Genomic DNA, 15,153 nt, shown 5'->3' with positions numbered 1-15,153 from the left:
TAACACTCGACGGATGCGCATTTTCGCGCATCAGGATCAAGACGTAGATACGAACGATCGCGTAGTTATCCTCGCAAACGACGACGATCCTCAATCGTTAAAAGATCGCCTGGCGGATATCGATCGCATCGAACTACATTTTCCGCATTTCACCGACGGCCGCGCTTATAGCCAGGCTTATCTGCTGCGCAAACGTCTGGGCTTCGCAGGCGACTTGCGCGCGACCGGCGACGTGTTGATCGATCAACTCGTGCAAATGGAGCGAACGGGATTTTCGAGCGCGGTGCTCAAGGAAGGCGTGGATCTCGCGGACGCCGAACGGCAGTTTGCGCGTTTCGCGGGCTACTATCAGGGCGATCTGGCGTCGCACTGAGAGCGCGCATTCGGACGGATATAAGAGCGCTTGGACGCCTTTCAAGAGCCGCCGCGCGAAAATAAATTGCGCTTGAAACATAGCTCTCCGGTATTGAAACGATAGCCTTCGCTCCTACTTTGGATGCACAGGCAGCGATAACCGCGCTGTCGTTTCAACTTCCTGCTGCCGGCCACGTTGGGCCGCATTATCGGAGACTGGACCATGAGTGACTTTTATTTTGGCGGCGACGTTTTCTCGGAGCTGGATCGCGTGCAACGGCATATGTCCTCGCTCTTAGGCAATCTTCCATCCAGCATTCGTTCGAGCCGTGCGGATGCTTTCCCTCGCCTGAACATCGGCAGCACGGATGACGCGATTCATATCGTCGCATTCGCGCCGGGCGTCGAGCCCGCATCGCTCGATGTGACCGTCGACAAAGGCACGCTCACCATCAGCGGCGAACGCAAGGCGCAAGCCACCGTGGAAGGCGCGCGCACGTATGCGAAAGAACGCTTCGCCGGCAGCTTCCGCCGCGTGATCGAGCTGCCGCAGAACGCGGACGCCGACAAGGTCGAAGCGCGCTATGAGAACGGCACGCTGTCCATCACCATCGGCAAGCGCGAAGCATCGAAGCCGCGCGCGATCACCATTCAGTAAGAGGGAAAACATCATGACCGAGAACACGCAAGTCGCCCCGCAAGCCACGAACGAAGTGACGCGCAAGAACGAAGACACGGCGCGCCGCGCAACAGTGACGCCCGCGGTCGATATCGTCGAGGATAGCCACGGCATCACGCTGTGGGCCGATCTGCCCGGCGTGTCGCGCGAGAAGCTCGACGTGAAGGTGCACGATGCCCGCCTTACCATCGAAGCCGAAGCGGAGCTGCCCGTGCAAGGCGCGGTGCGTGTGCATCATGCCGAATTGCGCGCGCCGCGCTTCGCTCGCGCCTTCACGGTGAGCGATGATTTCGACACCGCGAAGATCGACGCGAATCTCACTAACGGCGTGCTCAGGCTCACGATTCCGCGTCGCGAAGAAGCGCGTCCGCGCCGCGTCGAAGTGCGAGCGGGCTAAGCAACCATAACAACGTGATAACCCTTGCCTTGAACGGCCGCGATCTTTTCGCGGCCGTTTTCTTTTTTGCGCCGCACGCACGCCTCTATAATCGTCGGCGGCGGCTTAAGTCGCCTACATTCGAATACTCATCGCAAAAAAGGGACTATCGTGAAGAGGCTGTTGACGGTGTTATTGGGTTCGATGCTGACCGTATCGATCGGAGCGCATGCAAAGGAATGGTCGACGATTCGCTTCGGCGTCGATGCAAGTTATCCGCCTTTCGAATCGAAAGCACCCGACGGCTCGCTGGTGGGCTTCGACATCGATGTCGGCAATGAACTCTGCCGTCGTCTCAACGCGAAATGCGTGTGGGTCGAGAATGCATTCGACGGCATGATTCCGGGCCTCAAATCGCGCAAGTTCGACGGCGTGCTCTCCACGATGTCGATGACGCCCGCGCGCGTCAAGCAAATCGCCTTCTCGAGCAAGCTCTTCCATGTGCCCACGCGTCTCGTCGCCAAACGAGATTCCAGTATCCAGCCGACGGCGGAATCGCTCGCGGGCAAGACGGTCGGCGTCGAGCAAGGCTCGATGCAGGAAACCTATGCGAAGGCGCATTGGGGCGCGAAGGGCGTGAAGGTCGTGTCCTATGCGGATCAGGATCAGGTCTATCAGGACTTGCTCGCCGGGCGCCTCGACGCGTCGCTGCAAAATGCCGTGCAGGCCGAACGCGGCTTCCTTGAAACGCCGCGCGGCAAGCCCTACGGCTTCGCGGGCGGCGCACTGGAAGACAGCGCGATCTTCGGTCCCGGCACGGCCATCGGCTTGCGCAAGGAAGACACCGACCTGAAGGAGAAGCTCGATGGCGCCATCGCCGCGATGATCAAGGACGGCACCTATAAGCGCATCGAACAGAAGTACTTCGACTTCAATATCTACGGCGAGTAAATGTCATGGCGAAGCCCGCGAACGATCAATCGAATGTGCATCGCGCAGCGGTGCAAGGTTATACGGCCAACGCGGACAGCTACGTGCGCGGGCGGCCCGATTATCCGCCGCAACTCGCGGGCTGGCTCACCGATACGCTCGGGCTGAAACCCGGCGCGAGCGTCGTCGATCTCGGCGCGGGCACCGGCAAGTTCACGCCGCGTCTCGTGCAGACGGGCGCGCGCGTGATCGCGATCGAGCCGGTCGATTCGATGCGCGCCAAGCTCGCGGCCACGCTGCCCGATGTGCAAACGCTCGCGGGCACCGCGCAATCGATTCCGCTCGGGAACGCATCCGTCGATGCCGTCGTGTGTGCGCAATCGTTTCACTGGTTCGCGAGCCGCGCCGCGCTCGACGAAATTGGTCGCGTGCTGAAGCCGGGCGGCCGACTCGGCCTCGTGTGGAATCTGCGCGATGCTCGCGTGCCGTGGGTCGCGAAGCTCGACGCCATTGTCAATCGTTATGAAGGCGACGCGCCGCGCTACTACACCGGCGCATGGCGCAACGCGTTTCCGCATGAAGGCTTCGGCCCGCTGATCGAAACGCATTTCTCGCTCGGCCATACGGGTTCGCCCGAAGACGTGATCGTTCATCGCGTGCGCTCGACGAGTTTCATCGCGTCATTGCCTGAAGCGGTGCGCGCCGAGATCGACGAAGAGGTGCGCAAGCTCATCGAAGCTGAACCCGAACTCAGCGGCAAGCATGAAGTCACCGTGCCTTACGAAACCGCTGCATTCATCGCGATCAAGTCATAAAGATCGGCACGTAATCGAGCAATGCGCACGAGCCGACAGTAGAATGTCCACGGCCTTCGCGTTCTTGTCCGCTGAGGGCCGCGCCCGAATGGAGATGTGATCCGCACGATGTGATTCGTTCCCGCGAGGAGAGTCCATGAAAGTGCTCGCCGTTCATCCCAGCGGCCTGATGTACACCCGCGTGTTCCTCCGGCTCGAACCGCTCGGGCTCGAAACCGTGGCGGCCGCCGTGCGTCAGGCGGGACACGATGTCCGCCTGATCGATCTGCAAGTCGAAACGCATCGCGACTTCGAGCGCCTCGTGCGCACTTGGCGACCGGACGCGCTTTGCTTCTCCGGCAACTATCTCGCCAACATTCCCGAAATCATCGATCTCGCCAAGACGGTCAAAGCGCTGCTGCCCGATTGTTTCGTGTTCGTCGGCGGACATAGCGCATCGTTCACCGCGAGCGACATGCTGCGTCATGCCGAAGGCGCGATCGATTGCGTGCTGAAGGGCGAAGGCGAGGCATCGGTGACTGCGCTGCTTCATGCGGCCGCGACGAAGAACGACCTGCTGGCCGTTCCCGGCGCGGTCACGATCGACGGTTCGGGACCGCCGCCGCGCTTCGTCGAAAGTCTCGACGACATGCTTCCCGCGCGCGATCTGCTGCGGCATCGGCGCAAGTATTTCATCGGTACGCTGGACCCGTGCGCGTCGATCGAATTCGCGCGCGGCTGTCCGTGGGACTGCACGTTTTGCAGCGCGTGGACTTTCTATGGCCGAAGTTATCGCTCGCGCAGTCCCGAAGTGATTGCCGATGAACTGGCGTCGATACGCGAGCCGGGCGTGTTCATCGTCGACGATGTCGCGTTCGTGCATGCAGAGCACGGCATGGAGATCGGCCGCGCGATCGAGCGGCGCGGCATCCGCAAGAAGTACTACCTCGAAACGCGCGGCGACGTGCTCCTGCGCAACAAGGATGTATTCCGTTTCTGGCGCACGCTCGGCTTGCAGTACATGTTCATCGGCATGGAAGCGATAGACGCCGAAGGACTGAAAGCGTTTCGCAAGCGCATCACCCTCGACAAGAATTTCGAAGCGCTCGAATTCGCGCGCTCGCTGGGCATTACCGTCGCGCTCAATCTCATCGCCGATCCCGAATGGGACCGTGAGCGTTTTGAAACCGTGCGGCAATGGTGCCTCGATATTCCCGAGATCGTGAATATCAGCGTGAATACGCCCTATCCCGGCACCGAAATCTGGCTGCGCGAACAGCGTCGTCTTACCAGCCTCGATTACCGGCTCTACGACATTCAGCACTCGGTTTTGCCGACGCGCCTGCCGTTGCCCGAGTTCTATGCGGAACTCGTGCGCACGCAGCAAGTGCTCAATCGCAAGCACATGGGCTGGGCCGCGTTGCGCGGTGCGGCGGGGCAAGCCATGCACTTGCTGATGCATGGACAGACGAATTTCGTGCGCATGCTGCGGCGCTTCAATTCGGTCTTCGATCCGCGCCTGCAACTGGGCGATCATGCACGCGAGGCTCGATATCTGATGACGCCGCCGCCCGCGCCGGACGCCTCCGCGAACGTCAAGGCCGTGTATATTCACGGGCCTGCGGGACGCAAGTCGCGCCGCATCGACGATGCAACCGAGAAGTTCGTCGACGCAACCAGAATGAGCGCCGATTAGCGTCCTGACGACTACCCACAAGCGACAAAGAGGAGCAACGATGGCGACACTCAAGCAAGTGCAAGCAAAACTGAAGAAACTGCAGGCGCAGGCCGAGCAATTGATCGCGAAACGCGCGCAAGCCGTGCTCGACGATATCCGCGCGATGATGGAGAGGCACGGCCTCACGACCGCGGATATCGATCGGCACGGCAAGAAGGTCAAACGCGCCGCGAAGCCGAAGGTCGCGTTGCCCGCGCCAGCGGGTCGCCACCAGGCGATGACGAAGCTCGCGAAAAAGGGCAAGCTGCCCGCGAAATATCGCAATCCGAAGACCGGTGAGACCTGGAGCGGCTGGGCCCGCCCGCCTGCGTGGATCGCCAATGTGAAGGATCGCAGCAAGTTTCTGATCGATGCGCAAGGCGCGGAGAAAGCGGTCAAGCCGAAGGTGGCCAGCAAGAAAGTCGCTGCGAAGAAAACGAAAACAGCGCAAACGAGCGCGCCCGCGGCGAAGAAAAAAACCGCGGCGACTGCCGCGAAGAAAACGACTTCGGACAAGCCGGCCGCAAAGCGCAGCGCGCCGCGCAAACGTACCGCGAAATCGGCGAGCGCTGCTCCCGCGGCTGTGCCTGAGCCGAACAATGCGAATGCGTCGGCTGACAGCGCATCGGCATCGAATTAGCCTTTTTTAGCAAGGCACGGAAGAATCGACACGGGTGCGCGACAAGCGTTGCGCGCCCACGAAGGCCTTTGGTGTCGGCATGGTGCTTGCGTATATCACAACACACCTGCCGAGAGCGCCGAGGACATCATGCATCATTCGATCGAACCACACGAGCTGATGAAAATCGATATCGCGCGCTTTCAGATCGTTCAAGTCTCCGACGGCAATTTCACGGTCGTGCTTTGGGAAGCGCCGGCGGCCGGCTCGAATCACATGGAAACCTCGACGCTCACGATTCGTCTGTGCGATCCGCTCAATGCGGTGCGCCGGAAAGACGTCTGCGAGCATCTGCGGGCACATCTCGCCGCGTCGCGAACGAGGCGCTTGCTAAAGGTCGCCGTCGTGTAATCCCATTGTTTGAGATCGCCGAAAACTCAATTGGCTTTTCGTGCGATTAAAAAGCGGCTCAGTCCTTCTACACTGCGTTCACAAGTCGGGGGCGTTTCGTTACGAACGACACTTTTCTCCGACTGTGGTTGTCGTTGACCGACAACCGCACCTCCTCATATTCGTCGGAGCAATCTCGTGAACACACGTCTCGTAGTGGGCTTTGCTATTGCATTGAGTTCTCTCTTTGCCGGTTCGGCATTTGCAAGCGGTTATGGCCCGGCGCCGCATTATCGTCCCGATGTCGGTGCGCCTGCTTCGCAGCACGGCGTCAGCGCGCAAACCTTCGCGGCGGAAGAAGCCGCGCAAGGGCGCGGTGATTTCGGCAATACGGAACGCACTGCGCAGAATCAGCGCGGACAGGTTTCCGCATCGGCTTCGTCGCAAGTCGCGCAATAAGATTCGGGCGGACGCGATGAATCGATTCGTCGTGTCCGCTTTAAAAATCTCTGATCGTAGTTTCTAAAAAAGTCCAAAGCGCGTCGTCGACGGAATAAGGGACGTTGAATCTGAAGCACGCGCTTTGCGCATCGTCGGGACGGAAATACGAACCGGGCGCGAGCCATATGCCGTGCTCCAGCGCGCGGGTCGCGACTGCACTTTCTTTCGCCGGATCGATCGGCAACGCACCCCACACGAAGAGGCCCGCACGCGGACGCCGGAAGAGTTCGATGCCCAATGCGTCCATGCGATCCTCCACGAGCGCATGCGCATCCTTCAGCTTCTCTACGACGAATTCCACATGCCGCGCATAGCGCCCTTCCGTCAGCACTTTCTCGACGATGCGCTCCGTCGCCTCCGATGACGTCAGTCCCACTGCCATCTTCGTGCGCGCCAGCTCGCGCAGCACATCTCGCTCGGCGACGACATAGCCGCAGCGCAGCGCGGGCGTGATCGTCTTCGCGAAGCCGCCGACGTACAGCACGCGGCTCAGCCCTTCCATCGCCGCGAGCAACGGCGCGCCGGGCGGCGCGAGTTCGCGGTTCACATCGTCCTCGACGACCCACAGTCCGTGGCGCTCCGCGATCTGCATCAGACGAAACGCCGACGCCATGCCGAAGGTCGCGCCCGTGGGATTCTGCAAGGTCGTGTTGAGAAAGACCGCTTTCGGCCGATGCTCGATGACGATGCGCTCGAACACGTCCGTATCGATGCCGGCGGCGGTGCGCGGCACGCCATGCACCTGTAGCCCGGCGAGCCGCAGAATCTGCAGCAGATTGCAGTAGCCCGGATCTTCGACGACGACCGCATCGCTCGGACGCAACAGCGTGCGCACGATGAGATCGAGCGCCTGCGTCGCGCCCGCGGTCAACAGCACATTCGACGCGGCATCGACCGGCAAGCCGTGACGGTCCATCTGCTCCGCGATGCGCTCGCGCAGCGGCACGAAGCCATACGGATGTCCGTAATCCGCGATGCGCGCCGCCGGCACGCGGCTCACCGCGCGCAGCGCATGTTGCAAGCCGCTCTCGTTGACCCATTCGTTCGGCAGCCAGCCGCAGCCGGATTTGATGGGCACGGAATAATCGGCGAATACGTCCGACAGAAGCCACGTCGCGGTGAGGCTCGGCGGCTGCCATTCGACGGCTCTAACGCGCTCGCTGCGCCCGCGCGCGGCCACGCGATAGCCCGAGCCGCGCCGCGCGGTGACGAGGCCCATCGACACGAGCCTGCCATACGCTTCGGTCACCGTGAACGTGCTGAGACCCTCGGCCTCGGCGAGACGCCGCACCGAAGGCAAGAGCGCGCCCGCGCGCAGCGTCTGCTCTTGGATGGCCGAGGAAAACGCGCGCACCAGTTGTTCGACGAGCGTCGGCGTTTGCCGCGTGCCGCGCTCCAGCTTGAGTTCGATCATGGCTTCGAGGTTAGCGTGGCCGACAAGCATCGGCCAATACAGTTTTCAGCATTTTGCCAGCACAGTTGGCAGCGCAGTGATCCAACTGTCTATGCCGCGTAATTTTGCGGAGGAATACAGTGAGTGACCGTTCTTTCCGAGGAGGAGACCTGCCATGAATGCTCGCCCCGTCATCGACGACCTTTCGTCGTTCTGGATGCCGTTCACCGCCAATCGCCAGTTCAAGGCCGCGCCGCGTCTGCTCGAAAGCGCGAAGGGCATGTATTACCGCTCGACCGATGGACGCGAAGTGCTAGACGGCACGGCGGGCCTCTGGTGTGTGAACGCGGGCCATTGCCGGGACGAGATCGTCGATGCGGTGCAGAAGGCGCTGTCGACGCTCGACTTCGCGCCGACTTTCCAGATGGGTCACCCGCTCGCCTTCGAAGCCGCGAGCAAGGTCGCCGATCTGATGCCCGAAGGGCTCGACCGCATCTTCTTCACGAACTCGGGCTCGGAGTCGGTCGATACCGCGCTCAAGATCGCGCTCGCCTATCACCGCGCGCGCGGCGAAGGCCAGCGCACGCGCCTGATCGGTCGCGAGCGCGGTTATCACGGCGTCGGCTTCGGCGGCATTTCGGTCGGCGGCATCGCACCGAATCGCAAGACGTTCTCGGGCGCACTGTTGCCCTCGGTCGATCATCTGCCGCATACGCACGATCTCGCGCATAACGCGTTCACGAAGGGCCAGCCCGCATGGGGCGCGCATCTCGCCGAGGATCTGGAACGCATCGTCACGCTGCACGATCCGTCGACGATCGCGGCCGTGATCGTCGAGCCGCTCGCCGGTTCAACGGGCGTGCTCGTGCCGCCGCAAGGCTATTTGCAGAAGCTGCGCGACATCTGCACGAAGTACGGCATTCTGCTGATTTTCGATGAGGTCATCACCGGCTTCGGACGTTTGGGCAAAGCGACGGCGAGCGAGTACTTCGGCGTGACGCCCGACCTCATCACGATGGCCAAGGCGATCAACAACGCGACCATTCCGATGGGCGCAGTCGCCGCGCATCGCAACGTGCACGACACGGTCGTCGATGCGGGCGCCGCAAACGCCATCGAACTGTTCCACGGTTATACGTATTCGGCGCACCCGGTCGCGACCGCCGCGGCCATTGCGACGCTCGATCTGTATCAGCGCGACAAGCTGTTCGAGCGCGCGGCGTCGAAGGCCGAGAAGTTCGAAAGCGCCGCGCACGCGTTGCGTGATGCGCCGTTCGTGAAGGACATCCGCAATCTCGGGCTCGTTGCGGGCATCGAGCTCGATTCGCGCGACCGCGCACCCGGCGCGCGTGCGTATGAAGTGTTCGTCAAGTGCTTCGAGGCGGGCGTGCTCGTGCGCTATACCGGCGATATCCTCGCGTTCTCGCCGCCGCTTATCATCGAAGACGATCAGATCGATCAGATCTTCGGCACAGTTAGGAAGGCGCTGGAAAGCGTGAAATAAGCGCTTTTCTCGCCGAGCCGACAGCCCGGTTTCTCGCGGCCAGGAACCGGGCTTTTTCTGTCACCGCTCCATGACGAGCAACGTCGATGTCGCCGATGCGAACAATCTGCCGCTCGCATCCCTGAGCGTCGCTTCGGCGAACGCGGCGCGGCGTCCGATCGACAGCACGCGTCCCTCCGCGCGCAGCAAACCCGAATCGCGCGTGAGCGCCTTGTGATACGCGACTTTCAAGTCGAGCGTCGTATAGGCTTGCGTTGCCGTCAGGCATGAATGCACCGAGCATCCGCAGGCGGAATCGAGCAGCGTCGCCGCATAGCCGCCGTGCACGGTGCCGATCGGGTTATACGCGTGATCGCCGGGCACGCCCACGAACACCGCCCTGCCCGCTTCCACTTCGATGAACTCGAAATTGAGCGACACCATGATGCCCGGCTTGCGTCCACACGCGATCAGCTTGCGCAGTTGCGCGAGACCGTCCAGGCCGGCGGCGGTTTCTTCGATCAGGCTCATTTCGTCGTCTCCGTTTTATCGCTGGCGGTTTTGATCACGTCGTCGTCGCCGGTGACGCTCCAGCCGCCGCCCAGCGAGCGATACAGCGCCACCGCCGCGAGCGCGTGTTCGCGCTTCGATTGATTCAATGCATCTGCATCGCGCAGATACGATTGCTGGGCGTCGAGCACATCGAGAAAGCTGGCCGCGCCGCCCTTGTACAACTGCGTCGACAGCGTGAGCGACTGGCCGGATGCCGAGAGCGCATCGGTCAGGCGCGCGGTCGATTCGGTCGTGCTGACGAGATCGCTGCGCGTATCCTCGACATCCTTCAGCGCTTCGAGCATCGTCTGACGCAGACGCAGTTCCGATTCGCGCATCCTGCTGCGGTTCTGCTCGATCTCCGCCGTGATGCGCCCGGCGTTGAAAATTGGGCTCGTTGCGTTGAGCGCGGCCGAGAACAGGTTGTCGGTCAGCGTCGGCAAGCCGAGATACGACGATGCGAGCAAGCCATCGGTCAATCGCAGCGAAAACTTCGGATAGCGCTCCGCACGCGCGACGCCGACTTCCGCCGCGCGCTGCTGCACGGTCGCATATGCGGCGAGCACATCGGGACGGCGCAACAACGCTTCGGACGGCAACATCTGCGGCGCGCCGCTCGCCGGCAGCGGGATGACGGGCGCGTCGCCCGGATTCGCGAGCATCAGCTTGTCGACGGATTCCGGCGTGCGGCCCGAATACACCGCGATCAGGCTCAGTTGATGTTGAATCGTCGCCTGCGTGCGGGGCACGCGCGATTGCAGATCGCTCAACTGATTCTGCGCGCGCGCGACATCGAGCTTCGTCGAGAGACCGTATTGCAGCCGACGTTGCGTGAGCTTCAATGCGCGCTCGCGAATCTCCAGATTGTCTCGCAGGATCTTCAGTTCGGCTTGCGCCCAGCGCAGATCGACATACGCGGCGGCCGTATCGGCGGCGAGCGCGAGCCTGATCTGATCCGCCGCATGTTCACGGCCGATGAGCTGCGCCTGCGATGCAAGCAATTCCAGGCGCTCGCCGCCGAACACATCGGGCGTCCAGTTAAGCGTTAGGCCGAAGCCCGCCTGCTTCACATAGCCGAGCGGCGGCGGCGTGTTCTGACGTGAGTACGATCCGCCCGCGTTTGCGTCCAGTTGCGGCAGCAAGGCCGCGCGGCGTTGCGTCGTGATCGCCTCCGCCTGCTTCACGCGCTCGATCGCCGCCTGCACGTCGAGGTTGTCGTTCAACACCGAAGCGACCAGTTCATGCATGACCAGATCGTTGAACTGATTCCACCATGCGGTGGGATCGATAGCCTGCTTCGGGACATCGACGCTCCAGTCGGCGGGCGCGCTCGCGTTCACGGTCGCCGGAAGATCGGCGTGCGTTTCGGGCTGCACCGCGCACGCGGCGAGCGTCAGAACCGTCACGCCCGCAAGCATGTTCACGAGTAGTTTCTTCATGATCCAAGCATCCGTTTCAATGCGCGTCCGAGGAAGGCGGCGCGCTCGTGATCGGCTTCGCGAACATCACCGTCGTCAGGCCGAAGAGAAAGCACAGCGCGAGCACGTAGAAGCAATCGGCGAAGGTCAGCACGAGCGCTTCGCGCATCACGAGCGCATGCAGCGATGCCAGACCCGCCTGCGACGCATCCAGCGCATCGCCCGCGACGGACGCGAGATGGGCGGAACTGCGCGACAGCAGATCGTCGATGACGGGGCGGCCGATCGTCACGTTCTCGTTCAGTCGCAGGTAATGCAGATTGAGCCGATCGTTGAGCATCGTCGCACTGACCGCGATACCGATCGCGCCGCCGAGATTGCGCATCAGATTGAAAAGCCCGCTCGCCGATTTGAGCCGCGACGGCGGCAGCGAACCGAGCGCCATCGTCACGATGGGCGGCACCGCGAATTGCTGACCGATGCCGCGCAACGCCTGAGGCAGAAGGAACTGTTGCCAGCCCCAATCGTGCGTCAGCGGCGTATAGAAGTAGCAGCCCGCGCCGAAGCAGATGAGCCCGAATGCGAGCAGCACGCGCATGTCGATGAAACGCGACGCGAAGCCGTACACGCCGATCGAAAGCAACTGGAAACAGCCGACCGACAGCAGCGCGAGACCCGTATCGAGCGAATCGAAGCCGCGCACGCGAGCGAGAAACACCGGCGTCAGGAACACCGACACGAAGATGCCGATGCCCGTCACGAACGACAGCACACTGCCGATCGCGAAGTTGCGCACCGCGAGCGCACGCAGATCGACGATCGGGTCCTTCGCCGTGAATGCGTGCACGAGGAACAGGAAACCGCAGATCGCCGAAATCCACGTACACGCGATGATCACGTCGTCGCCGAACCAGTTCTTGCGCGGGCCTTCTTCTAGCACGTATTCCAGGCAGCCGAGAAAGCCCGACATCAACGCGATGCCGAGATAGTCGCCTTTTTTCAGCAACGAAAGATCGGGCTGGTCGATGTTCACGTACTTCGGCACGAGCAGCGCGACGACGAGACCCGGCGCGACGTTCAGATAGAAGAGCCAGTGCCACGACCATTGATCGGTGATCCATCCGCCGATCACGGGTCCGATTGCGGGCGCGAGCGACGCCAGCGCACCGATAGTCGTCGATGCAATCAAGCGCTGCTTGCCTGGGAAGATCACGAAGGCGGTCGTGAACACGGTCGGGATCATCGCGGCGCCGAGCGCGCCTTGCAGTCCGCGAAAGAGGATCATCGAGTTGATGTCCCACGCCATGCCGCACAGCATGCTCGTGATCGTGAAGCCGACCGCCGATGCAACGAAAAGCCAGCGCGTGGAGAACACTTTCGACAGCCAGCCGGACATCGGAATGACGAGAATCTCCGCGATCAGATAGGACGTCTGCACCCAGGACAGCTCGTCCTGGCTCGCGGACAATCCGCCGCCGATATCCTTCAGCGACGACGCCACGATCTGGATATCCAGCGTCGCCATGAAGAAGCCGAGGCACATCAGCGCGAACGCGAACACGCGCTGTTTGATCGGCTGGCTCGCGGGATCGGAGGGAACGGTGTAAGTCATGACTGCTCCTCAGCCGTTCGACTGCTTGCCGAGGTGGACCTTCACGGTCGCCGAAAGGCCCGGACGCAGCACCGATTCCATGCCCTTCGGCACATCGAGACGAATACGCACCGGCACGCGCTGCACGATCTTCGTGAAGTTGCCGGTTGCGTTTTCCGCGGGCAGCACGCTGAAGGTCGCGCCAGTTGCGGGCGCGAGACTTTCAACGTGGCCGGTGAGCGGCACGCTCGATGCGTCGAGCTCGACGTCCGCTTCATCGCCCACGCGCATTTTCTTGAGCTGGTCTTCCTTGAAGTTCGCATCGACCCAAAGGCCCATCGAAGGCACGATGGTCAGGAGCGATGTGCCGACGTTCGCGAGCACGCCCACGCGCGCCGTGCGATTGCCGACATAGCCATCGACGGGCGAGCGGATCGTCGTGTATTCGACGTTCAGCTCCGCGACGCGGCGTGCCGCTTCGGCCGTCGCGACGCGCGCTTGCGCATCCGCGATCTGCGCTTCGATCACGCTCAACTGGCGCTTCGCCGCCACCAGCGACGCGCCGCTGCGATCCACCGCCGCCTGCGCCTTCGTATAGTCCGCGTCCGCGCGCTCGACGATCTGGTTCGACACGGCATCGTCCTTCACGAGCTCGCGATAGCGCGAACGATCCTGCGCGCTGCGCGTGAGTTCCGCCGACGATGCGCGCACTTCCGCCTGCTGCTGACTGATGACGGCCGCCTGCAACGCATCCTTCGCCTGCAACTCGACCACCGACGCGCGTGCGCCCGACAGTTCGGCGTCGGCTTGCGCGAGGCGTGCGTCGTAGTCGCGCGCATCGAGGCGGATCAGCACCTGGCCCGCCTTCACACGCTGGTTGTCCTGCACGAGCACATCGGTGACGAAGCCGTTGACCTTCGGCGCGAGCACGGTGACATCGCCGCCGACGTAGGCATCGTCGGTCGTTTGCACGAAGCGCAGCACGAGCGCCCACCAGGTCACGGCCGCGATCAGCGCGAGCCCGACCAGCCCGAGCGCGAGCAGCATCCAGGGAATCTTGCGCGCCGGCCGCGCCAATGCGGGCGCGGAGACCGATGGAATATTCGTCGTAGGTGTCGTCATGTGTGGTTATAGTGCATATGCACAATTTTGATTGGAGAAAGGGAGAATCCACTGCCCGTCATAGCCCGGAAGACTAGATGTGCATATGCACCAAGTCAACAGTCATAGCGCGCACGAATGAATAACGCTGGCGGAAAGAATCGCGTCGAGCCTTGCGTCACAAGGCCCGGAGGCTTTTCGGCGGGTCGGACAGCATGCCTTCGTCGGCGCAAAAGCGCACCGCGTGTTCGACGAATGTGCGGACCTTGGCCGGCAAGAGCGCGCGCGTGCTGTACGCGATGCGAATCTCTATGGCGGAATCGACGCGCTCGTACGCGTCGAGCAGCGTGACGAGCCGCCCCGTCGCCACTTCCTGCGCGACGAGCGCCGCCGGCAACACGCCGATGCCGAATCCCTGGAGCACCATCTCGCGATTGAACACCGCGCTGTTGGACGACATGTCGTGATCGAGCGGCACGCGCACTTCCTCGCCGCCGATGCGAAACGTGAGCGCGGGCTTGCGGATCGACGGCGACATCGGCACGAACACATGATCGACGAGTTCGGACGGATGACGCGGCGCGGGACGCCGCGCGAGATACGCGGGACTCGCGACGAGCACGAGCGGAATGGTTTCGAGCAGGCGCGTGACCGCCGTATCGGTGGAGAGCATGAACGGCAGCACGATCGCGAGATCGTAACCTTCGCCGACGAGATCGATGGGCCGCTCGGTCAGCGTCACGTCGAGGCGCACGTGCGGATGCGCGCGCCGGAAACTCGCGACGAGCGGCGTATAGCGGCTTGTCATCACCGTCGTGTGCGCGACGAGCCGCAACAGGCCCGTCGCCTCGCTCGCGCGGTTCGATGCGCGCTCTTCCATCGCCTGAAGTTCGTCGAGCAGGCGCGAGCAATCGGAGAAGAAGCGTTCCGCGGTTTCGGTTAGCGAAATCTGCCGCGTCGTGCGATTGAAAAGCCGGCTGCCGAGCCGCTCTTCGAGGCCCGCGATCGCGCGCGACACGACGGGCGGCGACAAGCCGAGTATGTCGGCCGCACGCGCGAAGCTCTTCGCTTCGACCACCGTGCAAAACACCTTCAGGCTCGTCAGATAGTCCATGTGCGTGATCGTGACGCGTGCAGAGAGCCTCGATCATGGCATGAAGCCGCCGCACTCGCACGATGAGACGATCGCGCGGTTCAACGAGCCGCGCGAGCATTCACGCGAAAGACGCATGCGCCTAAAGTTCGATCCATGCCA

At 62.6% G+C, this 15,153-nt stretch carries 16 protein-coding genes; 10 read left to right on the top strand and 6 right to left on the bottom strand.

Features of this window, described 5'->3' with window-relative positions:
• Window positions 1-13: 13 nt before the first annotated feature.
• The 9 genes from NCS28_RS16655 (at window position 14) to NCS28_RS16615 (ending at window position 6,318) form a co-directional block, all read left to right on the top strand.
• Window positions 14-373 (top strand): DUF934 domain-containing protein, encoded by a 360-nt coding sequence (locus tag NCS28_RS16655; protein WP_250515038.1) that lies wholly within the window; start codon window positions 14-16, stop codon window positions 371-373.
• A gap of 204 nt (window positions 374-577) precedes the next feature.
• Complete coding sequence (locus NCS28_RS16650; protein WP_250514851.1) at window positions 578-1,012, top strand: Hsp20/alpha crystallin family protein; 435 nt, start codon at window positions 578-580, stop codon at window positions 1,010-1,012.
• Between the two features lie 13 nt (window positions 1,013-1,025).
• Window positions 1,026-1,430 (top strand): Hsp20/alpha crystallin family protein, encoded by a 405-nt coding sequence (locus tag NCS28_RS16645; RefSeq protein ID WP_250514850.1) that lies wholly within the window; start codon window positions 1,026-1,028, stop codon window positions 1,428-1,430.
• A gap of 150 nt (window positions 1,431-1,580) precedes the next feature.
• Window positions 1,581-2,360: an ABC transporter substrate-binding protein gene (locus NCS28_RS16640; protein WP_250514849.1), complete on the top strand. Its 780-nt coding sequence runs from the start codon at window positions 1,581-1,583 to the stop codon at window positions 2,358-2,360.
• A 5-nt stretch (window positions 2,361-2,365) separates the two neighbouring features.
• Complete coding sequence (locus tag NCS28_RS16635) at window positions 2,366-3,154, top strand: class I SAM-dependent methyltransferase (RefSeq protein ID WP_250514848.1); 789 nt, start codon at window positions 2,366-2,368, stop codon at window positions 3,152-3,154.
• 136 nt (window positions 3,155-3,290) lie between these two features.
• Window positions 3,291-4,829 carry a hopanoid C-3 methylase HpnR gene (gene hpnR, locus NCS28_RS16630; RefSeq protein WP_250514847.1) on the top strand — a complete coding sequence of 513 codons (1,539 nt, stop codon included), beginning with the start codon at window positions 3,291-3,293 and terminating at the stop codon, window positions 4,827-4,829.
• Window positions 4,830-4,869: 40 nt separating this feature from the next.
• The gene (locus NCS28_RS16625) at window positions 4,870-5,490 is read left to right on the top strand and encodes an H-NS histone family protein (protein WP_250514846.1); all 621 of its coding nucleotides are present in this window, start codon (window positions 4,870-4,872) and stop codon (window positions 5,488-5,490) included.
• 129 nt (window positions 5,491-5,619) lie between these two features.
• Window positions 5,620-5,880 (top strand): hypothetical protein, encoded by a 261-nt coding sequence (locus NCS28_RS16620; protein ID WP_250514845.1) that lies wholly within the window; start codon window positions 5,620-5,622, stop codon window positions 5,878-5,880.
• 177 nt (window positions 5,881-6,057) lie between these two features.
• A complete protein-coding gene (locus NCS28_RS16615) occupies window positions 6,058-6,318 on the top strand; it encodes a hypothetical protein (RefSeq protein ID WP_250514844.1) in 261 nt (86 codons plus the stop codon).
• Window positions 6,319-6,358: 40 nt separating this feature from the next.
• Here NCS28_RS16615 and NCS28_RS16610 read toward each other — a convergent pair whose 3' ends face one another.
• Window positions 6,359-7,774, bottom strand: a complete 1,416-nt coding sequence (locus NCS28_RS16610) for an aminotransferase-like domain-containing protein (RefSeq protein ID WP_250514843.1) — start codon at window positions 7,772-7,774, stop codon at window positions 6,359-6,361.
• A 154-nt stretch (window positions 7,775-7,928) separates the two neighbouring features.
• Between NCS28_RS16610 and aptA the strand changes: the two genes are divergently transcribed.
• Entirely contained in the window at window positions 7,929-9,257 is a 1,329-nt protein-coding gene (gene aptA / locus NCS28_RS16605; RefSeq protein ID WP_250514842.1) for an omega-aminotransferase AptA, read from the top strand.
• 60 nt (window positions 9,258-9,317) lie between these two features.
• On the opposite strand, the gene NCS28_RS16600 is transcribed toward aptA, so the two are convergent.
• From NCS28_RS16600 to NCS28_RS16580, 5 genes are all read right to left on the bottom strand, one after another.
• A complete protein-coding gene (locus NCS28_RS16600) occupies window positions 9,318-9,767 on the bottom strand; it encodes a PaaI family thioesterase (RefSeq protein WP_250514841.1) in 450 nt (149 codons plus the stop codon).
• Entirely contained in the window at window positions 9,764-11,227 is a 1,464-nt protein-coding gene (locus tag NCS28_RS16595) for an efflux transporter outer membrane subunit (protein WP_250514840.1), read from the bottom strand. Before NCS28_RS16595 ends, NCS28_RS16600 begins: the two co-directional genes overlap by 4 nt.
• 16 nt (window positions 11,228-11,243) lie before the next feature.
• Window positions 11,244-12,818, bottom strand: coding sequence for a DHA2 family efflux MFS transporter permease subunit (locus NCS28_RS16590; RefSeq protein WP_250514839.1), 1,575 nt, complete (start codon window positions 12,816-12,818; stop codon window positions 11,244-11,246).
• A 9-nt stretch (window positions 12,819-12,827) separates the two neighbouring features.
• On the bottom strand, window positions 12,828-13,919 hold the full coding sequence (locus NCS28_RS16585; RefSeq protein WP_250514838.1) for an HlyD family secretion protein: 1,092 nt from the start codon (window positions 13,917-13,919) through the stop codon (window positions 12,828-12,830).
• Window positions 13,920-14,076: 157 nt separating this feature from the next.
• A complete protein-coding gene (locus tag NCS28_RS16580) occupies window positions 14,077-15,012 on the bottom strand; it encodes a LysR family transcriptional regulator (RefSeq protein ID WP_250514837.1) in 936 nt (311 codons plus the stop codon).
• Window positions 15,013-15,153: the final 141 nt, after the last annotated feature.

Source organism: Caballeronia sp. INDeC2 (assembly GCF_023631325.1).
Lineage (GTDB): Bacteria > Pseudomonadota > Gammaproteobacteria > Burkholderiales > Burkholderiaceae > Caballeronia.
This window is presented reverse-complemented; position numbering and strand designations above follow the sequence as displayed.